Source organism: Glutamicibacter sp. FR1, assembly GCF_047300825.1.
Taxonomy (GTDB): domain Bacteria; phylum Actinomycetota; class Actinomycetes; order Actinomycetales; family Micrococcaceae; genus Glutamicibacter; species Glutamicibacter nicotianae.
The window spans coordinates 2,003,266-2,026,008 of record NZ_CP178602.1; the positions used below are offsets into that span (position 1 = coordinate 2,003,266).

Sequence of the window (22,743 nt, forward strand, 5' to 3'; positions counted from 1 at the left end):
TCGGGGCACCGGCAGCCGCGCAGGTACTGCGCGGCGGCCGGTTCAAGCTCTCCCGCGGCGGTCTGGCCGACACCGCCATCGGTGACGGGAATCACCATTGACACCCGTTTTTCCGGGCGTAATATTTCCTTCGTACTCCTCGTCCCACGGTTTCGCGAGACGTTATTCCCACGATTGCGATCTCCATGAATTTTCCCGCACCCCGGCCGGCCGCGCAGCACAGCGTGCGGGCCAAACCGGCACGCGCAGTAGCATTTGCCTTCGCCGGTGCGATTCTCGTCGGCGGATTGCTCCTGTCCTCCCCTGCAGCCAATACCCAAGGCGTCTTCACATCCTTGGTCGATGGGATCTTCACTGCCACGTCAGCGGTGTGCGTGACCGGCCTGACTGTCTTGGACACCGCAACCCACTACACCCTCTTCGGCAAGCTCGTCATCCTCATCCTGATCCAGGCCGGCGGCCTGGGCCTGATGCTAATTGCCTCGCTGCTGAGCATGCTGGTCATCGGCCGCATTGGCTACCTCACCCGGCTATCCACCCAACGCGAAAGCTCCGCGGTAACAGGCGAAGACGTGCGCACCGCCGCATTGATGATCATCAAGCTGTCGCTGGCCATCGAATCCGTCGTGGCGGCCATCTTGGCCATCCGCTTCGGGCTGGCCTACGGCGACGAACCAGCCGGTGCGATCTGGCATGGCGTATTCCATGCAGTCTCGGCCTTTAATAACGCGGGCTTCGCCCTGTTTTCGAATAACCTGATGGACTTCGTCGCTGACCCGTGGCTCTGCATCCCTATCAGCCTCGCCATCATCCTTGGCGGCCTGGGCTTCCCGGTCCTGGTCCAACTGAGGCAGCACTGGCGGAACACGCTGAAATGGAGCATGAACACCCGTCTGGTTCTACTGATGACCGCATTGCTGCTCGCTGGCGGCACCATCTTCATCACCGCTATGGAATGGTCCAATCCGAAGACGCTCGGCGAGCTCGAACCTGCGCAACGGATCCTGGCCGGATTCTTCCAATCTGTGCAGACGCGCACCGCAGGCTTCAACTCCATCGACATCGGCGCGATGCATCCAGCCTCCTGGCTGGGCATGGATGTGCTGATGTTCATCGGCGGCGGACCGGCCGGCACCGCCGGCGGCATCAAGATAACCACGGCCGCGATCCTGCTGTTCATCATCATGACCGAGCTGCGCGGCGAGACCGCAGTCAACGTCCTGGGCAAGCGGCTCTCCCGCTCGGTACACCGCCAAGCCATCACGGTGGCGCTGCTGGGTGTCGCGGCGGTGTTCTCCGGCACGATGGGCCTGCTGCTGCTCACCAACTATTCCCTGGACCGCTGTCTCTTCGAAGCCACCTCGGCCTTCGGCACCGTCGGGCTGTCCACGGGCATTACCCCGGACTTGCCGGATCCCGCCAAAGGCATTCTCATCGCGTTGATGTACCTCGGCCGCGTCGGTGTCCTCTCGCTGGGTTCCGCGCTTGCCCTGCGCGATCGAAAAGCACTCTATGAACTCCCCAAGGAAAGGCCTTCAATTGGCTAAGCTACTGAATTTTCGCAATGATGCCAAGGGACTGCCCAAAGCCCACTCCGTGGCGGTGATCGGGCTCGGGCGCTTCGGAGAATCCCTTGCCCTGGAACTGATGAAGTCAGGCACCCAAGTTCTAGGCATCGACGTGCACGAGAACAACGTCCAGTCGCTGAATGGCGAATTGACCCAGGTGGTCCGTGCCGACGCATCAAGCCGCGAAGTCCTGGAACAGCTCTCGATCCACGAATTTGACCGTGTGGTGGTGGCCGTGGGCAGCCACCTGCAGTCATCCATCCTGTGCTGCTCGCTCTTGGTCAGCATGGGGATCCCGCAGATCTGGGCCAAGGCGCAAGATGATCGGCATGGACTGATCCTGGAGCAGCTGGGGGTCCATCACATCGTCTACCCGGAGAAGGACATGGGCAAGCGTGTTGCCCACCTGGTGCGCGGATCCATGATGGACTACCTGGAGGTCGATCCAGGCTATGCCATGGTCAAAATGAGCGCGCCAGCCACGTTGCATGGGGTGAAGCTCAGCGATGCGGCGGTGCGCAACAAGTACCGGGTGACCATCGCGGCCACGACCAATGCCGCCGGCGAATGGCAAAACACCGACGGCGACACCGTCCTGAGCACCGGAGACAAGATTCTCGTGCTTGGCTCGATTGCCGATACGGAAAAATTCGGGCAACTGGCCTGATGACGCGCAAGAGGCGCCCTCCACGTGATGTGGAAGGCGCCTCTTGGCTGCTGCGGAAGGGTGCTGCCTAGGCTTCGACGCTGAATCGAAGCACCAGGGCAAGTCCGATGATCACGGCACCCCAGATCAGACCGAGAACGATGGTGATCCGGTTCAGGTTGCGCTCGGCAACACCTGAAGATCCCATGGAGCTGGTCATGCCGCCGCCGAACATGTCGGACATACCTCCACCACGACCCTTGTGCAAAAGGATCAAAAGGGTGAGCAGGACGCTTGTGATGCCCAGCAATACCTGCAGAATGATCTTGATAATATCCAAGTCGACGGTTCCTTAGTTAGATTCAGTCGGTGACGAGATGATGCTCGAACCTGACAATATTAGCAAATTCCTCGGCATCCAGGCTGGCACCGCCAACCAACACGCCATCGACATCGCGCTCGCGCATGATCGATGCGGCATTTGCTGCCTTAACACTACCGCCATAGAGCAGTTGCGTCTTCTCGGCAATCTCCGCTCCGAAGCGCTCGGCCAGCGCACCGCGAATCGCGGCGCACATTTCCTGCGCGTCGGCCGGTCCCGCAACTTCACCGGTACCGATGGCCCACACCGGCTCGTAGGCGATGACCAGGTTTGCGGCCTGCTCAGCGGTAACGCCTTCCAGCGACTGCGCCAACTGTTCCAAGGTGAAAGCCACGTGCTCGCCGGCCTTGCGCACTTCCAGGCCTTCGCCGACGCAGAGCATCGGCGTCAGCTCGTGGCGGTACGCGGCTGCCAGCTTGGCGGCGATCACCTGGTTGGTCTCGTTGTGGTACTCGCGACGCTCGGAGTGGCCTACCAAAACGTAGGTGCAACCGAGCTTCTTGAGGAACTGGCCCGAGATTTCACCGGTGTACGCGCCTGAATCCTTTGCCGACAGATCCTGGGCACCGTAGACGATGTCCAGCTTGTCGCCCAGGGTCAGTGTCTGCACGCCGCGGATGTCGGTGAACGGAGGGAACACAGCGACCTCGGCACGATCGTAATCGTGTTCGTGGTCCTTCAGGGTCCACGCCAGCTTCTGCACCAGGGTGATCCCCTGGACGTGGTCCATGTTCATCTTCCAGTTGCCGGCAATCAGCGGCTGGCGCACAAAAGTGCCGTTCTGCGAAATGGTCATTCTTAGCCTTCCAATGCGGCAACACCCGGCAGGGTCTTGCCTTCGAGGTACTCCAGCGAAGCACCGCCACCGGTGGAGATATGGCCGAAGTCATCCTCCGAGAAACCCAGCGCGCGGACAGCCGCGGCCGAATCGCCACCGCCTACTACGCTGAACGCTTCCGAGTCTGCCAGAGCCTGCGCGACGGTACGGGTACCTTCAGCGAAAGCAGGAATCTCGAAGACGCCCATTGGGCCGTTCCAGAACACGGTGTTGGCGCTGGTGATGTAGCTTGCGAACAGTTCAGCGGACTTCGGACCGATGTCCAGCCCAAGGCCGTTGGAGCCGAAGCTGGCTTCCTCGATCTTGTCTGCCGCCAGCACCTCATGCTCAGCATCGGCACCGAACTTGCTTGCCACAACGACATCGTTAGGCACGATGATGTCGCAGCCGAGCTTCTCGGCCCGCTTCAGGTACTCCTGGCAGGTGGCGATCTGGTCTTCTTCCAGCAGCGAGCCACCAATGGCATGGCCCTGCGCCTTGAGGAAGGTGAACGCCATGCCGCCGCCGATCAGCAGCTGATCAGCCTTGCCCAGCAGGTTGTCGATGACAGCGAGCTTGTCCGAGACCTTGGACCCGCCAAGCACCACCACGTAGGGGCGCTTAGGGGCTTCGGTCAGGGTCTTCAGAACCTTGACCTCGGTAGCTACCAGGTCGCCCTGGTAGCTCGGCAGCAGGCTGGCAATGTCGTAGACCGAAGCGTGCTTGCGGTGCACGGCGCCGAAAGCGTCGTTCACGTAGGCGCCGTTCTCGCCGGTCAGCGCAGCCAGCTCCTTGGCGAACTCTGCGCGCTGCGCATCGTCCTTGGACGTTTCACGGGCATCGAAGCGGACGTTCTCCAGAACCAGAACGGAGCCTTCTTCGAGGTTTGCCGCAGCCTGGCGGGCAGAGTCGCCCACCACGTCTTCGGCGACAATTACGTCGAAGTCAGCCAGTTCGTTCAGGCGGTTCGCTGCTGGAGCGATGGAGTACTTGGCATCGACCTGGCCCTTGGGGCGCCCCAGGTGGGCCATCACGATGACCTTAGCGCCGGCCTCGGCCAGCTTGCTGATGACTGGCAGCGACGCGCGGACGCGGCCATCATCGGTCACAGTTGCACCGTCGAGCGGCACGTTCAGGTCACTGCGGACCAGAACGTACCGTCCGCGGACACCGTTGTCAGCGATCAATTCGTCAATAGTGTGAGAAGACATATCTCTAGGTTATCGACTAGAGGCTTGATCCCACGAATCCGACAAGGTCAACAAGTCGCGAGGAGTAGCCCCACTCGTTGTCGTACCAGGAAACAACCTTCACGCTGTTGCCCATAACGGTGGTCAGGCCCGAGTCGAAGATCGACGAGTTTGGGTTGGTGACGATGTCAGAGGAAACCAGTGGATCGGTCGAGTACTCCAGAACGTCGGCCAGTGGACCTTCGGTAGCAGCCTTCTCGAATGCAGCGTTGATTTCTTCAACGGTTGCGGTGCGAGCCAGGTTGACGGTGAGGTCGGTTGCCGAGCCGGTTGGAACTGGAACGCGCATTGCGTAACCGTGCAGCTTGCCCTTCAGTTCTGGGAGCACCACGCCGATGGCCTTGGCGGCACCGGTGGAGGTAGGGATGACGTTCAGCGCTGCGGCGCGGGCACGGCGCGGATCGCTGTGCGGCGCGTCCTGCAGGCGCTGATCGGCGGTGTATGCGTGGATGGTGGTCATCAGGCCGTCAACAATGCCGAATTCGTCGTTCAGCACCTTGGCCAGTGGAGCCAAGCAGTTGGTGGTGCACGATGCGTTCGAGATGATGGTGTGGTTTGCAGGATCGTACTTGTCCTGGTTGACGCCCATCACGATGGTGATGTCTTCATTCTTGGCTGGAGCCGAGATGATGACCTTCTTCGCGCCAGCAGCTACGTGCTTCTTGGCGTCTTCTGCGTTGGTGAAGAATCCGGTGGACTCAATTACGACATCAACCTTCAATTCGCCCCAGGGCAGGTTGGCCGGCTCGCGCTCGGACAGAACCTTGATGCGGCGTTCTCCCACGACGATGGTATCGCCGTCTACGGATACCGGCTCGCCCACTGGGCCGAGCACGGAATCGAACTTCACCAGGTGAGCAAGCGAATCGATTGAACCAAGATCGTTGACGGCGACAATTTCGATGTCTGCCTTGTGGGCCAATACTGCACGCAGGAAGTTGCGTCCGATGCGACCGAAACCATTGATTCCAACACGAGTTGTCACGTGACTATCTCCTCTAAACGGGATGATTGTGCCACGACCGTTCACAAACGGAAGTGGCCTTCTTTGAGAGGACACTCCGTTGTGCCGTGCTTGCGGATCCCAGCAGAAGCTGGGATCCGCAACACACTTGAAACATTCTACGCTAAATCAGCGGAGAATGTGAGCTAACTTACCAGGTAAATATTACTTGCCTGGAACGATCAGCGATGCTGCACCGTTGCGTGCGGCTTCGAAACGAGCCTGGACATCTGCCCAGTTCACGATGTTCCAGAAGGCCTTGACGTAGTCTGCCTTGACGTTGACGTAGTCCAGGTAGAAGGCGTGCTCCCACATGTCCAGCATCAGCAGCGGGGTGGTTGCCACTGGGATGTTGCCCTGCTGATCGTACAGCTGCTCGATGACCAGCTGGCCGCCCAGTGCGTCGTAGGCCAGGACTGCCCAGCCCGAGCCCTGCAGGCTCATGGCAGCAGCAGTGAAGTGGCCGCGGAATGCGTCGAACGAACCGAAGAAGTCGTCAATGGCAGCTGCCAGCTCGCCCTCAGGCTTGTCGCCGCCTTCTGGGGACAGGTTGTTCCAGAAGATCGAGTGGTTGGTGTGGCCGCCCAGGTGGAAAGCCAAGTCCTTGGACAGCTTCGGGATGTTGCCGAATTCGCCCTTTTCGCGAGCTTCAGCCAACTGCTCCAGTGCCGAGTTTGCGCCTGCAACGTAGGTTGCGTGGTGCTTGGAGTGGTGCAGTTCCATGATGCGAGCCGAGATGTTCGGCTCCAGTGCGGCGTAGTCGTACTGCAGTTCTGGCAGTGAATAAACAGCCATGATTCTCCTCAATCTTCTCAATTGGTTGAATCTCCACGGGAGGGCTCCCGCGGGGACATTTTTAGTGTTCCAGTTCTTCTCCTGGAACGCTGGACTCCGTACCTGGTATTCCCAGATCGCTCGCCTTTTTATCCGCCATAGCCAAGAGGCGGCGAATTCGGCCAGCGATGGCGTCCTTGGTCATTGGCGGTTCGGCCATGCGGCCGAGCTCATCCAAGGAGGCTTGCTTGTGCTCCAGGCGCAGCAGCCCCGCATAGCGCAGGTGCTCTGGAACCTCGTCGCCCAAGATTCCCAGCGCACGCTCGACGCGCGCCCCGGCAGCGACCGCCGCCTGGGCACTGCGCCGCAGGTTGGCGTCGTCGAAGTTCGCCAGGCGGTTGGCGGTGGCGCGCACTTCCTTGCGCATGCGGCGTTCTTCCCAGACCATCAGCGCATCGTGGGCGCCCATGCGGGTGAGCAGCTGGGCGATGGCATCGCCATCACGGATCACTACGCGGTCAACGCCGCGCACCTCGCGGGCCTTGACCGTTAGACCCAGGCGGCGAGCCGCACCGACCAGGGCCAATGCTGCTTCCGGTCCAGGGCAGGTAATTTCCAATGCGGAACTGCGTCCGGGTTCGGTCAGCGAACCATGGGACAGGAATGCGCCACGCCATACCGCTTCGGCGTCGGCGGTGGAACCGTTGACGATGACCGAGGGCAGGCCGCGTACCGGCCGGCCGCGCTGATCAAGCAGGCCAGTCTGGCGGGCCAGCACTTCTCCATCCGTGGACACGCGCACGATGTAGCGGCTCCCCTTGCGGATGCCAGAACCGGAAACCATTACGATCTCGGCATCGTGCCCGTACAGCTCGCCAATAGCGATCTTCAACCGCCGGGCGGTTGCTGCCAGATCCACTTCTGCTTCAATGACAATTCGTCCGGAGACAATATGCAGTCCGCCGCTGAAGCGCAGCATGGTCGAAACCTCGGCCTTGCGGACCGACGGCTTGCGAATCTCTACCCGCGACAGCTCGTCTTTGACGGAAGCCGTCAATGCCATGAATCAAACTCCCTTACTTGGATCTTCCTAAGATCCGATCGCGGTAAACACCTCATGATAGGCCGCCGCTAGTCGCAACGGGTCATGCACGGCACGACCGTCAGATACTCCTACTGTACTAAAAAAGACCCGCGCGCCGAGTTTTTGCGCTGCCAGCTCAAATCGCTCTTTGTTACGAATCTTGGATTCGTCGGCGATAATCGCATCGAACTTGATCTCGGGTGCGTAGCGGACCAGCACCTCCAAGTGCGCGGCGGCATCCATCCCGGCGGTCTCGGCGGTGTCGAAGGCCAGATTCATGGTCAGCAGCTTCTTGGCTGTTGTCGATGCCAGAGCTTGGCGCATATCTGGCAGCAGCAGATGCGGCAGCACCGAGGTGTACCAGGATCCGGGACCAAGAATCACCCAGTCCGCCAGATCGATGGATTCCAGCGCTTCGGAGCAGGCCGGCGCATTGGATGGTTCCAGATAGACATTGGTGACCAGTCCGCCAGAACCGGCGCGAGCCAGCTTGGCCTGCCCATCGATGCGGCGGCGCACCAAGGTGTCGTTCACCGGGTCCGATTCGAGTACCTCGCCATGGATGGACAACGGAACGGTGCTCATCGGCAGGACCTGGCCGCGGGCGCCGAGCAGCGCCCCGGCCCAGCGCAGTCCAGCTACCGGGTTGTCGAGCAACTCCCAGAGAGCAAGGATCAGCAGGTTGCCAACGGCATGGCCGTTCAAGGGCTCTTCGATGTTTTCGGTCGATTCGAAGCGGTACTGCATGACATCGCGCCAGGTCCGACCCCAGTCGTTGTCATCGCACAGCGCAGCCAAGGCCATGCGCAAGTCGCCCGGGGGCAGCACATCGAACGAGCCCCGAAGGCGCCCGGAGCTGCCGCCGTCATCGGCCACCGTAACGATGGCGGTGAGGTCGGTAGTCAGGCGGCGCAGGGCAGAAAGCGAGGAGGACAAGCCATGCCCCCCGCCCAAGGCAACCACCGATGGGTTGCGGTAATCATCGCTTCGCGTCAGTCCCTGGATCGGGATCGGACCTGTGGCAAAGGCCATGGCTCCTACTCACGCCCCAGATCTCGGTGGCTGATGTTCACCCGTACGTTCGGGAACTGTGCCAGCCGCCGGCCAAGCTCGATGGTGGTTGCCACCGAACGGTGCTTGCCGCCGGTGCAGCCCACCGCGATGGTCGCGTAATGCTTGTTCTCGCGGCGGTAGCCCTCGAAGACTGGTTCAAGCGCCTTCAGGTAGTTCGTGATGAACTCGCTGGTTCCTTCCTGGCTGAGGACATAGTCCGAGACTTCCTTGTCCTTGCCCGTCTGCGGGCGCAGTTCAGGAACCCAGTGGGGGTTGGGAATGAAGCGGACGTCTGCCACGTAGTTGGCGTCTGCCGGCAGGCCGTACTTGAAGCCGAAGCTCATGACGTTGATGCGCAGGATGATCGGCCCGGATTCGCTGAACAGCTCATTGACTGCACGCGCCAAGTCGTGCACCGACATGGTCGTGGAGTCCAGGATGATTTCGGCGGCTTCGCGCAATTGGTCGGTGATTCCACGTTCGCGCTTGATGCCGTCGACGATGCGGCCGTCGTTCTGCAGCGGGTGCGGCCGGCGTCCCTGCTCGAAGCGGCGAATCAGCACCTCGTCGCTGGCATCCAGGTAGACCAGCCGGAATTTCACTCCGCTGGCCGTCAGGTTCGCCAACGCGTCGCGGATCTCCGGGAACATTTCCTTGGAGCGCACGTCCATCACGACAGCCATCTTCGGAATGGAACCCTGCGAGCGGCTCATCATCTCGGTCAGGGGTCCGAGCATGGCCGGTGGAAGGTTCTCCACCACGTACCAGCCCTGGTCTTCCAGAGCATGCGCGACGGTGGTGCGACCGGCACCTGACATGCCTGTCACGATCACGAGTTCGGACTCAGGGGGTTTTACTGCTTCATACTCAGCGGTCATATCACAAGGCTAGTCGACAATTTCGCCGGTAGTCATATTCACACCGGTTAATGAAGCGTCTTCTAGGGACTCTTTGATGGAAGTAGCAAGTTTTTCACCGACGCCGGGCACTTCCATCAGTTCGGCGACGCTTGCGGCCCGGATCTTCTTCATCGACCCGAAGTGCTTGCGCAGGGCGGCCTGCTTGGCCTTGCCCAGGCCCGGGATGGCATCCAGATCGGAAGCGATCATCGATTTGGCCCGCTTGGCCCGATGGAAGGTGATCGCGAAACGGTGGGCCTCGTCACGAAGCCGCTGGACCAGATACAGCGAGGCGGAAGCTCGCGGCAGGATCACCGGGAACGGATCATCCGGCAGCCACAGTTCCTCCAGGCGCTTGGCCAGGCCGACGACGGGAATATCATCGATTCCCAGATCGTCCATGGCCTTTTGCGCGGCGGCCACCTGCGGCGGGCCGCCATCGACGACCACCAGGGAAGGCGGGTAGGAGAATTTCTTCTTTTCCTGCTCGCCGGTGGCTTCATCCACTTGCCCGGTGGCGAAGCTCGTCGGGTCGACCTTTTCCTTCAGGTAGCGGCTGAAGCGGCGGTAGATCACGTCGTACATGCTGGCGGTATCGTCGCGTGCGGCGTCCCCGGTGATGGAGAACTTGCGGTACTCGCTCTTCTTCGGAAGACCGTCCTCGAAGACCACCATGGAAGCGACCACGTTAGTTCCCTGGGTATGCGACGCGTCATAGCATTCGATGCGCAGCAGCGCCTGCTCTGCTCCCAGGGCATCCTGCAGTTCCTGCATGGCCAGCGATCGCGTGGTGATATCGCTTGCGCGCTTCGATTTGTGCAGACGCAGCGCTTGTTCCGCGTTCTCCACAACGGTAGTTGCCAAAGCCGCCTTATCGCCCCGCTGGGCGACGCGCAGGGAGACCTTGGATCCGCGCAGCTCGGTAAGCCAGGTGGTGACATCCTCGATGTCTTCAGGCAGTGCCGGAACCAGGATTTCCTTGGGAATCCGGTCTGCGTGATCGGCGTAAATCTGGGTGAGCAGCTGCTCGACGAATTCTGCGTCGGTGGTATCTGCGACTTTTTCAACGACCCAGCCGCGCTGCGAGCGGATGCGGCCGTCGCGGACATGGAAGACCTGCACGGCGGCTTCCAGCTCATCGCCATGGATGCCGAAGATGTCGGCTTCGGTCCGGTCGTCAAGGACCACTGCGTTGCGTTCGAAGACCCGGTTCAAGGCAGCGATGTCATCGCGATAGCGGGCGGCCTTCTCGTATTCGAGCTCCGCGACGGCTTCCTGCATCTTCACGGTCAGCGCCTTGGTGAACTTGGTCGCCTCGCCGCCCATGAAGGTGCAGAGGTCATCGGCCAGTTGGCGATGGTCTTCCTCGCTGATCCGTCCGACGCAGGGAGCTGAGCACTTGTCGATGTAGCCCAAGAGGCACGGACGGCCCGAGGCTTCGGCACGCTTGAACACGCCGGGTGCGCAGCTGCGCACGGGAAAGACCCGCAGCAGCGTATCGAGGGTTTCGCGGATGGCCTTGGCCGGATAGAACGGGCCGAAATACTTCACGCCCTTGCGCTTGTCACCGCGCATCACCAGGGCGCGCGGGTACTTCTCATTGAGCGTGACAGCCAGGTACGGGTAGGTCTTGTCGTCGCGGAAAACGATATTGAACCGGGGGTTGTATTCCTTGATCCAGGAATACTCCAGCTGCAGCGCTTCCAGCTCGGACCCCACCACGGTCCATTCCACAGACCCGGCGGTGAAGACCATCGCCCGGGTTTTGGGCGTGAGCCGATCTGGGTTGGCGAAGTATGAGGTCAAGCGGTTGCGCAGGACCTTGGCTTTGCCGACGTAGATGACCCGGCCGTGTTCGTCGCGGAAACGGTACACGCCCGGTTTCGTGGGGATGTCCGAGGTCTTCGGACGGTAGCTTGCCGGATCAGCCATGGCCTATTTCGCGTCCGGCGGCAGCTGGTTGTAGGAATCGACGCGTTCCTGGCCGGACAGTTCGGCGATCGCATCCACTATCCGGTCTGTGGCCTGGCGGCGCTGCGGCAACGGGTGCTTGCGTCCCAGCTGGTCGAAGTACAGCGGCTCGCCATAGTGGATCTGGAATTTGGCGGGCTTGAAGCCCTTGGAGCCAGCAGGCTGCAACTTCTCCGTGCCGATCAGCCCGACCGGGACCACTGGCACACCGGTGGTCAGCGCCAGCCAGCCCACGCCGGTGCGTCCCCGGTAAAGCTTGCCGTCGCGCGAACGGGTGCCTTCCGGGTAGATTCCGATGCCTGAGCCGCCCTCGATGATTTCCACCAGCGAGTCGAGCGCCGCCACGGAGGCCGCCTGCTCGCCACGCTGCACCGGGATGGATCCCACGGATTCGAAGAAGGTCTTCATCATCTTGCCCTTCAGGCCAGGAGTGGTGAAGTATTCAGCCTTCGCGAAGAACGCCACGTCGCGCGGGGTCAGCGCCTGGATGATCAGGGAGTCGAAAAAAGACAGGTGGTTGGAGGCGACAATGAAGCCGCCTTCTTTCGGGACGTTCTCCAGCCCGGTCACTTCCGCACGGCAGACGCCGTGGATGATGCCCCGAATCGACGAACGGGTCATGGTGTAGATGCTCATCTACTTTGCACCTTCCTGCATGAAGTCTTCGTCGAAGTTAATGGTGTTTGCCCGTTCCGCGCCGAGCAGCAGCACGGCCAGATCCCGGGCGGTCACGGCTATGGCGTCCGCCTGCTGCAGTTCATCGCCCTGGGCAAAGCCCCAGGCGACACCGATGGATGCCACCGAATTCTCGCGGGCGGCATCCCAATCGTAGTGACGGTCCCCCACCACGACGCTGCGCTCCGGGTCCAGCTGGCCGTGTTCCAAAGCCTTGGCGACGATGTGCGTCTTGCTCGAACCCATGCTCCCGTGTTCATCCGCATTGCCGTGAATCGCGTCGAGATGCTCATCCAGCCCTTTTCGGGCGATGAGCTGGCGCGCGATGTTGATCGGCTTGGCCGTGGTCACCGCGACGTGGATCCCGGCCGATCGCAATGCGTCCAAAAGCGGCACCATGCCCGGGTAGATCACCGATTCGGCCATGCCCGTATCCGCATACCGGGCGCGGTAGGCGGCAATGATGGAGCCGATGTTATCGTCGGTGACCCCGTCGAGCGTACGCAAGCCGATTTGCAGGGGCGGGCCCACCAGCGCCTCGACCCGGGCTTCGCCCGGATCGGCCAAACCATGGGAGGTCACCGCGTGGCGGATACCCGAAGTGATGGCACCGGCAGGGTCCACGAGGGTCCCATCCAGATCAAAGAGCACACTTGTTACCGACATATTCACCTAGCCATCTTCCCATGAAGCGGACGCGGGTTAGCAATCCATAACTGAAATTGCATATGTCGAACATTCTCTGCGAGGCATTACAGGATCTCGGCGAGGAACTTTCCGGTGTGCGAATCGGCCACCTTGGCCACCTTCTCCGGGGTGCCAGTGGCCAAAATCGTGCCACCGCCCGAACCGCCTTCCGGACCCAAGTCGATCACCCAGTCCGCCGACTTGATCACATCCAGGTTGTGCTCGATGGTCAGCACGGTATTGCCCTTGTCGACCAGCCCCTGCAGCACCTTGAGCAGCTTGCGGATATCTTCGAAGTGCAGGCCGGTGGTCGGCTCATCCAGGACGTAGATCGAGCGGCCATTGGACCGCTTCTGAAGCTCGGCAGCGAGCTTCACGCGCTGAGCTTCGCCGCCCGAGAGCGTGGTGGCCGGCTGCCCCAGGCGCACATAGCCCAGGCCCACGTCCACGAGCGTGCGCAGGTGGCGGGCGATCGGGGTGAACGCGCTGAAGAATTCGGCGCCTTCGGCAATCGGCATGTCCAGCACGTCGGCAATGTTCTTGCCCTTGTACAGCACCTGCAGGGTCTCGCGGTTGTAGCGGGCGCCATGGCAAACCTCGCACGGCACGTACACGTCGGGCAGGAAGTTCATCTCGATCTTCAGCGTGCCATCGCCCGAGCAGGACTCGCAGCGCCCGCCCTTGACGTTGAAGGAGAAGCGGCCCGGCTGGTATCCGCGCAGCTTCGCCTCATTGGTCTCTGCGAACAGCTTGCGGATGTGGTCGAAAACGCCCGTGTAGGTGGCAGGGTTCGATCGCGGGGTACGGCCGATCGGCGATTGGTCCACGTGGACCACCTTGTCCAGGTGCTCCAGGCCCTGTACACGGGTGTGCCGGCCCGGCACCTGCTTGGCACCATTGAGCTTATTGGCCAGCACCTTGTAGAGGATGTCGTTGACCAGGGTGGACTTGCCCGATCCGGACACGCCGGTCACCGCGGTCAGCACGCCCAGGGGGAATTCGACCGAGATGTTCTGCAGGTTGTTCTCGCTGGCTCCGACCACCTTGAGCTTGCGGTCCTTGTCGACCTTGCGGCGCTTGGCCGGAATGTCGATCTGCTTGCGGCCCGAAAGGTAGTCGCCGGTCAGCGACTTCGTGTTCTGCTTCAGGTCTTCCAAGGAACCGGAATGCACCACTTCGCCACCGTGCTCGCCGGCGCCCGGGCCGATATCCACGATCCAGTCGGCTTCGGCGATGGTGTCCTCGTCGTGCTCCACCACGATCAGCGTGTTGCCCAGCGAACGCAGGTGCAGCAGGGTGTCGATGAGCCGGCGGTTGTCGCGCTGGTGCAGGCCGATGGACGGCTCGTCCAGGACGTAGAGCACGCCCACCAAGCCGGAGCCGATCTGAGTGGCCAGGCGGATGCGCTGCGCCTCGCCGCCTGACAGGGTGCCGGCGGCGCGTTCCAGGGTCAGGTATTCCAGCCCGACGTCCAGCAGGAACTTCATGCGCGCGTCGATTTCCTTGAGCACCTGCGCGGCGATCTGCGCCTCGCGTGCGCTGAGCTCGATCGAGGAGAGGAATTCCGCGGCACTGCGCAGGTCCATGGCGGAGACCTCGGCGATGGAGCGCCCGCCCACCAGGACCGAGAGCGATGCCGGGTTCAGTCGCGCGCCGCCGCAGGTAGGGCACGGGATCTGGCGCATGTACTGCTCGTAGCGGTCGCGCGCGTGGTCGGATTCGGTCTCCTGGTGCTTGCGGTGCACATAGGAGATGACGCCCTCGAAGCCGGTGGAGTACTTGCGTTCGCGGCCGAAGCGGTTCTTGTACTGCACGACCACCTTGTGGTCCTTGCCGTTGAGGATCGCTTCGCGGGCGGCGGCCGGCAGGTCCTGCCAGCGGGTGTCCATGGTGAAGCCGAGCTCATTGCCCAGGCCCTCGATCAGCCGGTTCCAGTATTCGGTGGTGGCCTTGCCCAGCGACCATGGGGCGATCGCGCCCTCGGCCAGGGTGACCTCGGTGTCCGGTACGATCAGGTGCTCGTCGACTTCCAGCTTGGTGCCGATGCCGGAGCAGGCCGAGCAGGCACCGAACGGGTTATTGAAGGAGAATGTGCGCGGTTCGATCTCATCGATGGCCAGCGGGTGCTCATTGGGGCAGGCCAGGTTCTCGGAGAACGCGCGCACGCGCTTGGGGTCATCCGCGTCCAGGTCGACGAAGTCGGCCAGCACGCGGCCTTCGGCAATGCCCAGGGCGGTTTCGATGGAGTCGGTCAGGCGCTGGCGGGCGTCTTCCTTGATGGCCAGGCGGTCCACCACCACCTCGATGGTGTGCTTGACCTGCTTGGCCAGCTTTGGCGGATCGTTCAGCTGGATGGTTTCACCGTCCACCCGGGCACGGGCGAAGCCCTTGGAGGAAAGCTCGGCGAACAGGTCGACGAATTCGCCCTTGCGCGAGCGCACCACCGGGGCGAGGATCTGGAAACGGGTCTTCTCCGGAAGCTCCATCAGCTGGTCGACGATCTGCTGCGGCGTCTGCTTGGAGATCGGTTCGTGGCAGATCGGGCAATGCGCACGGCCCACACGCGCCCAGAGCAGGCGCATGTAGTCGTACACTTCGGTAATCGTGCCCACGGTGGAGCGCGGGTTGCGGCTGGTCGACTTCTGGTCGATGGACACCGCTGGCGACAGGCCCTCGATGAAATCCACATCCGGCTTGTCCACCTGGCCGAGGAACATGCGGGCGTAGGCTGAGAGCGATTCGACGTAGCGGCGCTGGCCTTCGGCGAAGATGGTGTCGAAGGCCAAGGAGGATTTGCCCGAACCGGACAGGCCGGTGAAGACGATCATCGCGTCACGCGGCAGATCAATGTCCACGTTCTTCAGGTTGTGCTCGCGGGCCCCCTTGACGACCAGGCGAGTCAGATCTGTTCTTTTGCTCTCTGCAGTAATAGCCACGAAGCAATACTAATCGAAAACTGCTTCGAATACATGTACGAATGGATGCAACTCACAGTTAAATCTGCAAACCGCTGATCCGGCGCTCGGAGAGCGCGCCAGGCCAGCGCCAAAACAAGTCCAAGCGCTGGACTGCCAACAAGGTACTGCCCGCGAATGACTGCTGGGCTGTTCGCTCGCGGGCAGTCCGCCGCCTCCATTCGGCACCCCAAGCACAGCGCCGTGGACTCTACTTATCGACGGATTCCGGGGCTGGATCGGTGGCAGACGGCATGGTGTAAGCGGTCAAGCCCTTTTCGCCTTCCAGGACCACGGTGGCGCCTTCCTGGTAGCCGGCCCGCTGGAATTCGGCGAACAACGGCAATTGATCGCTCTTTTTGCGAGTGTCGCGGTCGCAGGACTGGACTGTCGTTGCCGGCAACAGGTTCGCGGTGTCCTTGTCATTGCCCGAGCGTTGCACGTCGACACCTTCAAGTTCCATGGTGCACAACACGGTCTGCCCCAACCCTTGCTCGATGCCGACGGCTTTCCCGCTGTCGATGTCGACGACCTGCGCGCCTTCGGCTAGCGGCAAGACCACTGACTTGTCACCGGCCAGGAATTGCTGCTGCAAGCGCAGTTTCTTCACCAGTTCATTGTCGGCCATATCCGGCATGGGGAAGCTCCACTTTTTCTTGCCGCTGTGGACATCGATGCCGACGAAATTTCCCTCGAAGTTCTTGATGCCGCCGAGCTTGGCAGTGCCATCATCTTGGGCATTGACCTCGGCAGTACCGGAATTGATCTGGCAGGTCACCAGGGTGCTATCGGTGTGAACGCCGTACAGATCGAGGATGCCCAAGCAGGAGTAATCCGCGCCGGGCAACGACCAACGGCCATCGCCGGTCTGCGGGTCAAGCCCCACCAGCATGGAATCCGTTGCCATATCCCACTCGAAATCCCCCCCGCCGAGTTCAAACTGGTAGAAGGTGCGATTGCCGGAGCCCACCAATGTACTTTGTTCCCCGTCGAAGGTCTCCCAAGCCCAGCCTCCGCCCGTGGAGTAGTGCTCATCGTAGATTTCTTCGTAGTCCTTGCTCCACGCCAGAGCTCCCTCATGGGCATAGCTCAGGACCGATCTGCCGGATTCCTGGTCGCTGGAGATGGAAAGCCCTTCACCGAGGTAGTAGTCCCCGAGATTTTTCTTCGGATCAGGCATTTCGCTGGCCTTCTTTGCCTTCTTCCAGCTGTTCGAATGCCAGTCGTAGTAGTAGTCGGCAATGTTCCCTCCGGTGTCGGGGCTGGCCGCGATCGTGCACCAGCTGTTGTCGCATTCAGTGGGGCGATCGATGTTGTAGAGGGATCCCGGATCCTTGGATACCCGCTGCCCGGTTTTCAGGTCGAGCACCGCGGGCCGCACCTTATCCTTCTCCACCAGCTGCAGCAGTGACACGTATTTCTTGCCATTGTTTTCCACCACGCTGACCTCGAAGGCAATGCCGGATGGCGTGTTGCCGACTCCGGACTTCTCCTTCCAGATTTCTACTCCGGTGGCCAGGTCCCGGGCTACGAGATAGGGAGTCTTGCCGTCCAGCGTGTAGGCGAGCACGATACTCTCAGCCTCGTCGACGTGGGCTTCGGAGAGCAGTTTGTCCTTGCTCGTCCATGCGGCCTGCACTTGTTCCTGCCCCAGATCCCGCACGGGCTGTTCGGTCTCAGTGGCGGAGCATGCGGCTAGCGTGCCCAAGAGCAAGGTGGCCCCGAGGGCGGCAGCCAGCTGTCGGTGGCGGTTCGTGGTGCGCAATGCTTTCATGGGCGGACTCCCAATTGTCTTGTTCTCATTCTCAGGTGCTGACGCGTGATGTGCGTTGTGTTGCGTGCAGTCGACCAGAATCGCTGCTGGGATGCGGTCGATGCGGACGTGTTATTGGGGCAGCGAGCTGAAAGCTGCCCTGAGGTACTTCACAGCGGTGTCCTCATCCACCGACCATTGCTGCGAGATCCGCGCCAGGTCTGCGGCGGCATCGCTGACTTCCTGCTCGGCCCGGTCCTCGGCGGCCTGGATGACCGTGCCGTGGCGTCCGCGGGTGACGACCGCGCCCTGGAGTTCGAGCTCCTTGTACGCCTTGGCCACGGTATTGACCGCCAAACCTAGGGTGCCGGCGAGCGCGCGCACCGAGGGGAGCTTGGTGCCCGGAGCAAGCTTGCCCTCGGCCACTGCCGACAGGATTTGCTCGCGGACTTGCTGGTACGGGGCCACCGTGGATTCCGTGTCCACGCGCAGGAAGGGCAACTCGGTCATGCGATGTTCCGTTTCGTCGTGTGCTTCATGTCTCTCGAGCCTATCGTGTGGCGGACCGGTTTCACCGTAGTCTGGAGGAATGAATGAACTACAGCTAGATGACTTCAGTGTTCGCTGGATTTCGGTTTCGGACATGTCCAACAACGTCTACGTCGTGACCGACAAGGCCAGCGGACAGCAAATACTGATCGACGCCGCGGATGAATTCCCGGCCATTCAGGACTTGCTGGCAGCGGCTGCGGCCGACACGCCGAAGGGCGAAGTGCAGGTCGCCACGATCGCCACGACCCATCAGCACTGGGACCACGTCCGCGCCCTGTCCGACGCAGTGGCCGCTTACCCGGTCCCTACCTATGCGGGGGCCGATGATGTCGCCGGCATCCTGGAAGAATCCGGCATGCAGGTGGCGCACCCGCTCTCCCATGGCGATCAAATCCAGTTGGGCGAGGTCACGCTCGAAGCAATCCACCTGCGTGGCCACACCCCTGGCTCCATTGCATTCGCGCTCGCGGATTCTTCCGGACAGCACATCATCCTCACTGGGGACAGTCTTTTCCCCGGAGGCGTAGGGAATACATGGAAGGATCCAGAGCGTTTCGCGTCGCTTTATGCCGATGTCACTTCCCGGATCTTCGATCGGTTCCCGGATGAGACGGTGATCCTTCCGGGCCATGGTGATGGCACCACGCTGGGCGCCGAACGCCCCTCACTGCCCGAGTGGCTGGAACGCGGCTGGTAGGAGCTTGCAGCAGCTGCCACCGGCTATTTAGTCGGCGGCAGCGGCTGGTAGGACAACAGCATCCGCCAGTCGCTTCCCAGAAAGTTGTTGGCGAACCCGTGGCGTTCGTAGAAGCGCCGAGTTGCGGTGTCGTCCTCGTCCACGTTGATATGCAGTTCCAGGCTTCCGCGCAGCGCCAGTTCCTGCAGCAGGCAGTTGACGAAGGCCGAGCCGATGCCCCGGCCACGCAATGCGGGTTGGACGTAGAGTTCGTCGAGCACGGCCAGCGGCCCGTCGAAATAGATTGTGGGTCGCAGCGTGACCAGCGCATGCCCGACCAAGCCGCGTCCATTCCCCGCGACGATGGCGAAACACTGGTCTCCTGCCAGCATGGCTTCCAAGCGCCGTGCAACCACCGCAACCGGTGGGCATGACGAATCGAATTCCAGATTGAAGTCCGCTTGCAAGCGGGCCAGGTTCAGGCTGTGCTCCGGTCCCGCAAGAAAGGCATCGTACGCGTGCATGCAGAAACTATGCTCCGTTTGGCTCCGAGGACGCCAGAGCCTGCAGCCCCGCAACGTCCCGGATGAGCGGTGTCAGCCGAGCTTGTGGCCAACCATGAAGATCCGGCGGAACGGGAAATTCGTCAAGATGGTTCCGTCCTGCGAGGTGAATGAAGGGTAGTGGACGGAGACTTCAGCACGGTAGTCGTTCTCGAACTCCCGATAGTCTTCGTCGCTGAGCGTGTGGCGAACGGGCAGCAGCGCCGTCCCGCGAACCCAGTTCAGGATCGGGTCCTCGCCTGCGAGCAGCTGATGGTAGGTGGTTTCCCAGACATTGGCCTGGAACCCCGCGTCCAGGAAGATCCGCTGGTATTCATCCGGCTCGCCGACCACGTCGTCATGGCGCAGCACCCCTGCCAGCTTGCCGGACCACTTCGGGCTGTCGGCGACTGCGCGCATTACCGCATGCGAAGGTGAACCGAAATTGCCCGGGACCTGGATGGCGACGTTCGCGCCGGGCTTCAGCTTGACCAGCCACCGGGCCAGCAGCTCGCGATGCCCCGGCAGCCACTGCAGCATGGCGTTGGAGAACAGCAGGTCCGTATCGGCATCAGGGATCCACTGCGTGGCGTCGGCGAGCGCGAAGCCCAGATTCTCCTCGTGCTCGCTCTGCGAAGCCCGCGCGATCATCTCTGGCGAGGAATCCAGTCCGGTGACCTTCGCCTGCGGCCAGCGCTGGGCCAGCAGCCGGGTCATATTTCCCGGACCGCAGCCCAGATCGATGATCTTCGACGCCTCGACCCCTGCCAGTTGTCCCAGAAAATCCTTGTATGGGCGGCCGCGGTAGTCGGAGAATTCAGTGTATTTCGTCGGATCCCATTTCATGTTCCTGAGCCTAAACCCGAGGCGCAGGCAACATCCAGCCCCCAGTCATAGTTCTCAACCGATAGGCTAGGAACATCATGTTGCTCACCGATTATCTGCCAGCAGACACCAAGAACGTATCCGACGACGAAATCTACGAGGCTTTCGGCCAGTGGGTGGCGACGCGCGGCATCAGCCTCTACCCCGCACAGGACGAAGCGTCGATGGCGCTGGCCGGCGGCAACAACGTCATCCTGGCCACCCCCACCGGGTCGGGGAAGTCCATGGTTGCCATCGCTGCGCACTTCTATGCCATGGCCCGAGACCAGATCAGCTTCTACACTGCGCCGATCAAGGCCCTGGTCTCCGAGAAGTTCTTCGACTTGTGCAAGATCTTCGGCGCGGAGAACGTCGGCATGGTCACCGGTGATTCATCGGTGAACGCCGACGCCCCGATCATCTGCTGCACCGCCGAGATCCTGGCGAACATCGCCCTGCGCGAAGGTTCCAAGGCCGACGTGGGCTGCGTGATCATGGACGAATTCCACTTCTACGCCGATCCGCAGCGTGGCTGGGCCTGGCAGGTTCCGCTGATCGAGCTGCCGCAGGCGCAGTTCCTGCTGATGAGCGCAACCCTGGGCGACGTCACCCGTTTCGAGAAGGAACTCGAAGAACGCACCGGCAAGACCACGGTCACCGTCGCGCACACCGAGCGTCCGATCCCATTGCACTTCTACTACTCCATGGACCCGGTGCAGGAAGCCGTGGAGGAACTGATCAAGACCAAGCAAGTCCCGATCTACATCGTGCACTTCTCCCAGCTCGATGCCATCGACCGTGCCACCGGGCTGATGAGCGTGAATGTGGCCACGCGCGAGGAGAAGGAAAAGATCTCCGAAATGATCGGCGGCTTCCGCTTCGCCGCAGGATTCGGCAAGACGCTGAACCGGCTGGTGCGCCACGGCATTGGCATCCACCACGCCGGCATGCTGCCCAAGTACCGCCGTCTGGTCGAACAACTGGCCCAGGCAGGCCTCCTCAAGGTCATCTGTGGCACCGACACCCTGGGCGTGGGCATCAACGTGCCGATCCGCACCGTGGTGATCACCGCCCTGTCCAAATTCGACGGCACCCGCACCCGCATCGTCAATGCCCGCGAATTCCACCAGATTGCCGGCCGCGCCGGACGCGCCGGGTTCGATACTGCAGGCACCGTGCTGGTGCAGGCCCCGGAGCATGCGATCGAGAACCACAAGGCCATGGAAAAGGCCCTGAAGAAGCATGGCGAGGGCTCGTCCAAGCTCAAGCAGATCCCGAAGAAGAAGCCGCCGCAGAACTTCGTGACCTGGGGCGAGAAGACTTTCGAGAAGATCGTCGAGGCCGCCCCCGAAACGCTGAAGTCCTCCTTCCAGGTCTCGCACTCGATGCTGCTGAACCTGCTCGAACGCGAAGACAACGCGTTCGAGGCCGCTGTGCGCCTGCTCAGCGAAAACCACGAGACCCCGGCCGCGCAGCGCAAGCTCAAGAAGCGCGCCATCGGCATCCTGCGCGAGCTGATCGCCACCGAGGTGGTGGTGCGCCGGGAGCAGCCCGACGAATACGGCAACTGGTATGAGCTGACCGTGCACCTGCAGCAGAACTTCGCGCTGAACCAGCCGCTCTCCCCCTTCGCGCTGGCCGCCCTGGACCTGCTGGACCCGGATTCCGCCAGCTACGCGCTGGATGTCGTTTCGGTGATCGAGGCGACCTTGGAAAAGCCGCGCCAGGTGCTCTCCGGCCAGGAGAAGAAGGCCCGCGGCGAGGCCATTGCCGCGATGAAGGCCGAAGGAATGGACTACAACGACCGCATGAACGCGCTGGATGAGGTCACCTACCCGATGCCGCTGGCCGAGAAGCTGGAGAGCGCATTCGAGCAGTACCGCTCCGGCGCGCCATGGCTGGCCGATTTCGAGCTGGCGCCCAAGTCGATCGTCCGCGACATGTACGAACGCGCCATGGGCTTCTCCGATTTCGTCCAGTACTACCAGCTGGCCCGCTCCGAGGGCGTGCTGCTGCGCTACCTCACCGACGCCTACAAGGCGCTGCGCCAGACCGTCCCGCAGGACGCATTGCGCGAGGATCTGGAAGACCTGATCGAGTGGCTGGGCGAAATGATCCGCCAGATCGACTCCTCGCTGCTCGATGAGTGGGAAGAGCTTTCGCGCGGCGAGCTGAACGAGGAAACCGAAACCGCACCGCCTCCGGCACCGGAAAAGCTGACCAGCAATGTGCGGGCCTTCCGCGTGATGGTCCGCAACGAGATGTTCCGCCGCGTGAAGCTCTTCGCTGACGAGCAAGACAAGGCGCTGGGCGAACTCGATGAGCACAACGGATTCGACGCGGATGTCTGGGCCGATGCGATGGATGACTACTTCGATGAGCACGATGACATCGATGATGGCCCCGCCGGGCGCAGCTCGCAGCTGTTCATCATCAAGGAACTGCCTAACCGCATCTGGGAAGTACGCCAGATCTTCGCTGATCCTTCCGAGCACCACGACTGGGGTATTTCCGCGACCATCTCGCTGGATGACTCGGACGAGGTAGGCGAACCGGTGGTTACCGTGACCTCCGTGGGCCGTCTGGACTAGGC

Annotated in this window: 20 protein-coding genes; 4 read left to right on the plus strand and 16 right to left on the minus strand. The window is 61.9% G+C overall.

Annotated features, from left to right (window positions below; all coding sequences use genetic code 11):
* The first annotated feature begins 185 nt into the window (after nt 1–185).
* Both ACLQ8T_RS09670 and ACLQ8T_RS09675 read left to right on the plus strand, forming a co-directional pair.
* The gene (locus tag ACLQ8T_RS09670; RefSeq protein WP_204722338.1) at nt 186–1,547 is read left to right on the plus strand and encodes a TrkH family potassium uptake protein; all 1,362 of its coding nucleotides are present in this window, start codon (nt 186–188) and stop codon (nt 1,545–1,547) included.
* The gene (locus ACLQ8T_RS09675; RefSeq protein WP_413454523.1) at nt 1,540–2,235 is read left to right on the plus strand and encodes a potassium channel family protein; all 696 of its coding nucleotides are present in this window, start codon (nt 1,540–1,542) and stop codon (nt 2,233–2,235) included. The genes ACLQ8T_RS09670 and ACLQ8T_RS09675 overlap by 8 nt, the downstream gene beginning before the upstream one ends.
* Nucleotides 2,236–2,302: 67 nt before the next feature.
* Here ACLQ8T_RS09675 and secG read toward each other — a convergent pair whose 3' ends face one another.
* The 14 genes from secG to ACLQ8T_RS09745 form a co-directional block, all read right to left on the minus strand.
* Nucleotides 2,303–2,554, minus strand: a complete 252-nt coding sequence (gene secG / locus ACLQ8T_RS09680; protein WP_038990774.1) for a preprotein translocase subunit SecG — start codon at nt 2,552–2,554, stop codon at nt 2,303–2,305.
* 22 nt (nt 2,555–2,576) lie between these two features.
* Nucleotides 2,577–3,392: a triose-phosphate isomerase gene (tpiA, locus tag ACLQ8T_RS09685; protein WP_413454524.1), complete on the minus strand. Its 816-nt coding sequence runs from the start codon at nt 3,390–3,392 to the stop codon at nt 2,577–2,579.
* 2 nt (nt 3,393–3,394) lie between these two features.
* Nucleotides 3,395–4,624, minus strand: a complete 1,230-nt coding sequence (locus ACLQ8T_RS09690; protein ID WP_413454525.1) for a phosphoglycerate kinase — start codon at nt 4,622–4,624, stop codon at nt 3,395–3,397.
* Nucleotides 4,625–4,640: 16 nt separating this feature from the next.
* Nucleotides 4,641–5,648 carry a type I glyceraldehyde-3-phosphate dehydrogenase gene (gene gap / locus ACLQ8T_RS09695; protein WP_413454526.1) on the minus strand — a complete coding sequence of 336 codons (1,008 nt, stop codon included), beginning with the start codon at nt 5,646–5,648 and terminating at the stop codon, nt 4,641–4,643.
* 183 nt (nt 5,649–5,831) lie between these two features.
* On the minus strand, nt 5,832–6,461 hold the full coding sequence (locus ACLQ8T_RS09700) for a superoxide dismutase (protein ID WP_038990769.1): 630 nt from the start codon (nt 6,459–6,461) through the stop codon (nt 5,832–5,834).
* A gap of 61 nt (nt 6,462–6,522) precedes the next feature.
* Nucleotides 6,523–7,503, minus strand: coding sequence for a DNA-binding protein WhiA (whiA, locus tag ACLQ8T_RS09705; protein ID WP_413454527.1), 981 nt, complete (start codon nt 7,501–7,503; stop codon nt 6,523–6,525).
* A gap of 27 nt (nt 7,504–7,530) precedes the next feature.
* A complete protein-coding gene (locus tag ACLQ8T_RS09710) occupies nt 7,531–8,556 on the minus strand; it encodes a gluconeogenesis factor YvcK family protein (protein WP_204722341.1) in 1,026 nt (341 codons plus the stop codon).
* Between the two features lie 5 nt (nt 8,557–8,561).
* Nucleotides 8,562–9,455, minus strand: coding sequence for an RNase adapter RapZ (gene rapZ / locus ACLQ8T_RS09715; RefSeq protein ID WP_204722342.1), 894 nt, complete (start codon nt 9,453–9,455; stop codon nt 8,562–8,564).
* Between the two features lie 9 nt (nt 9,456–9,464).
* The gene (uvrC, locus tag ACLQ8T_RS09720) at nt 9,465–11,408 is read right to left on the minus strand and encodes an excinuclease ABC subunit UvrC (RefSeq protein WP_413454528.1); all 1,944 of its coding nucleotides are present in this window, start codon (nt 11,406–11,408) and stop codon (nt 9,465–9,467) included.
* A 3-nt stretch (nt 11,409–11,411) separates the two neighbouring features.
* Nucleotides 11,412–12,083, minus strand: a complete 672-nt coding sequence (locus ACLQ8T_RS09725; RefSeq protein ID WP_038990762.1) for a lysophospholipid acyltransferase family protein — start codon at nt 12,081–12,083, stop codon at nt 11,412–11,414.
* Nucleotides 12,084–12,788 (minus strand): HAD hydrolase-like protein, encoded by a 705-nt coding sequence (locus tag ACLQ8T_RS09730; protein ID WP_239543334.1) that lies wholly within the window; start codon nt 12,786–12,788, stop codon nt 12,084–12,086. It lies immediately after the preceding gene.
* An 86-nt stretch (nt 12,789–12,874) separates the two neighbouring features.
* Complete coding sequence (gene uvrA / locus ACLQ8T_RS09735) at nt 12,875–15,745, minus strand: excinuclease ABC subunit UvrA (protein ID WP_413454529.1); 2,871 nt, start codon at nt 15,743–15,745, stop codon at nt 12,875–12,877.
* Nucleotides 15,746–15,974: 229 nt separating this feature from the next.
* Nucleotides 15,975–17,537, minus strand: coding sequence for a hypothetical protein (locus ACLQ8T_RS09740; RefSeq protein WP_413454530.1), 1,563 nt, complete (start codon nt 17,535–17,537; stop codon nt 15,975–15,977).
* Nucleotides 17,538–17,648: 111 nt separating this feature from the next.
* Entirely contained in the window at nt 17,649–18,026 is a 378-nt protein-coding gene (locus tag ACLQ8T_RS09745; protein WP_413454531.1) for a GntR family transcriptional regulator, read from the minus strand.
* Between the two features lie 79 nt (nt 18,027–18,105).
* Here ACLQ8T_RS09745 and ACLQ8T_RS09750 point away from each other — a divergent pair, with 79 nt between their 5' ends.
* A complete protein-coding gene (locus tag ACLQ8T_RS09750) occupies nt 18,106–18,765 on the plus strand; it encodes an MBL fold metallo-hydrolase (RefSeq protein WP_413454532.1) in 660 nt (219 codons plus the stop codon).
* 23 nt (nt 18,766–18,788) lie between these two features.
* Here the strand turns inward: ACLQ8T_RS09750 and ACLQ8T_RS09755 are convergent, their stop codons facing one another.
* Together ACLQ8T_RS09755 and ACLQ8T_RS09760 are read right to left on the minus strand one after the other, a co-directional pair.
* Nucleotides 18,789–19,268, minus strand: a complete 480-nt coding sequence (locus tag ACLQ8T_RS09755; RefSeq protein WP_413454533.1) for a GNAT family N-acetyltransferase — start codon at nt 19,266–19,268, stop codon at nt 18,789–18,791.
* 72 nt (nt 19,269–19,340) lie between these two features.
* Nucleotides 19,341–20,132 carry a methyltransferase domain-containing protein gene (locus ACLQ8T_RS09760; protein ID WP_413454534.1) on the minus strand — a complete coding sequence of 264 codons (792 nt, stop codon included), beginning with the start codon at nt 20,130–20,132 and terminating at the stop codon, nt 19,341–19,343.
* A gap of 77 nt (nt 20,133–20,209) precedes the next feature.
* Between ACLQ8T_RS09760 and ACLQ8T_RS09765 the strand changes: the two genes are divergently transcribed.
* Nucleotides 20,210–22,741, plus strand: a complete 2,532-nt coding sequence (locus ACLQ8T_RS09765; protein WP_413454535.1) for a DEAD/DEAH box helicase — start codon at nt 20,210–20,212, stop codon at nt 22,739–22,741.
* Nucleotides 22,742–22,743 lie beyond the last annotated feature (2 nt).

What these genes read in the sequence shown, in the direction of transcription:
- uvrC (WP_413454528.1), bottom strand. Translation starts at nt 11,408, where the DNA reads ATGGCTGATCCGGCAAGCTACCGTCCGAAGACCTCGGACATCCCCACG.
- ACLQ8T_RS09690 (WP_413454525.1), bottom strand. Translation starts at nt 4,624, where the DNA reads ATGTCTTCTCACACTATTGACGAATTGATCGCTGACAACGGTGTCCGC.
- ACLQ8T_RS09760 (WP_413454534.1), bottom strand. Translation starts at nt 20,132, where the DNA reads ATGAAATGGGATCCGACGAAATACACTGAATTCTCCGACTACCGCGGC.
- ACLQ8T_RS09765 (WP_413454535.1), top strand. Translation starts at nt 20,210, where the DNA reads ATGTTGCTCACCGATTATCTGCCAGCAGACACCAAGAACGTATCCGAC.
- rapZ (WP_204722342.1), bottom strand. Translation starts at nt 9,455, where the DNA reads ATGACCGCTGAGTATGAAGCAGTAAAACCCCCTGAGTCCGAACTCGTG.
- ACLQ8T_RS09730 (WP_239543334.1), bottom strand. Translation starts at nt 12,788, where the DNA reads ATGTCGGTAACAAGTGTGCTCTTTGATCTGGATGGGACCCTCGTGGAC.
- ACLQ8T_RS09755 (WP_413454533.1), bottom strand. Translation starts at nt 19,268, where the DNA reads ATGCACGCGTACGATGCCTTTCTTGCGGGACCGGAGCACAGCCTGAAC.
- ACLQ8T_RS09670 (WP_204722338.1), top strand. Translation starts at nt 186, where the DNA reads ATGAATTTTCCCGCACCCCGGCCGGCCGCGCAGCACAGCGTGCGGGCC.
- whiA (WP_413454527.1), bottom strand. Translation starts at nt 7,503, where the DNA reads ATGGCATTGACGGCTTCCGTCAAAGACGAGCTGTCGCGGGTAGAGATT.
- ACLQ8T_RS09725 (WP_038990762.1), bottom strand. Translation starts at nt 12,083, where the DNA reads ATGAGCATCTACACCATGACCCGTTCGTCGATTCGGGGCATCATCCAC.
- ACLQ8T_RS09710 (WP_204722341.1), bottom strand. Translation starts at nt 8,556, where the DNA reads ATGGCCTTTGCCACAGGTCCGATCCCGATCCAGGGACTGACGCGAAGC.
- ACLQ8T_RS09750 (WP_413454532.1), top strand. Translation starts at nt 18,106, where the DNA reads ATGAATGAACTACAGCTAGATGACTTCAGTGTTCGCTGGATTTCGGTT.
- ACLQ8T_RS09740 (WP_413454530.1), bottom strand. Translation starts at nt 17,537, where the DNA reads ATGAAAGCATTGCGCACCACGAACCGCCACCGACAGCTGGCTGCCGCC.
- ACLQ8T_RS09745 (WP_413454531.1), bottom strand. Translation starts at nt 18,026, where the DNA reads ATGACCGAGTTGCCCTTCCTGCGCGTGGACACGGAATCCACGGTGGCC.
- tpiA (WP_413454524.1), bottom strand. Translation starts at nt 3,392, where the DNA reads ATGACCATTTCGCAGAACGGCACTTTTGTGCGCCAGCCGCTGATTGCC.
- ACLQ8T_RS09700 (WP_038990769.1), bottom strand. Translation starts at nt 6,461, where the DNA reads ATGGCTGTTTATTCACTGCCAGAACTGCAGTACGACTACGCCGCACTG.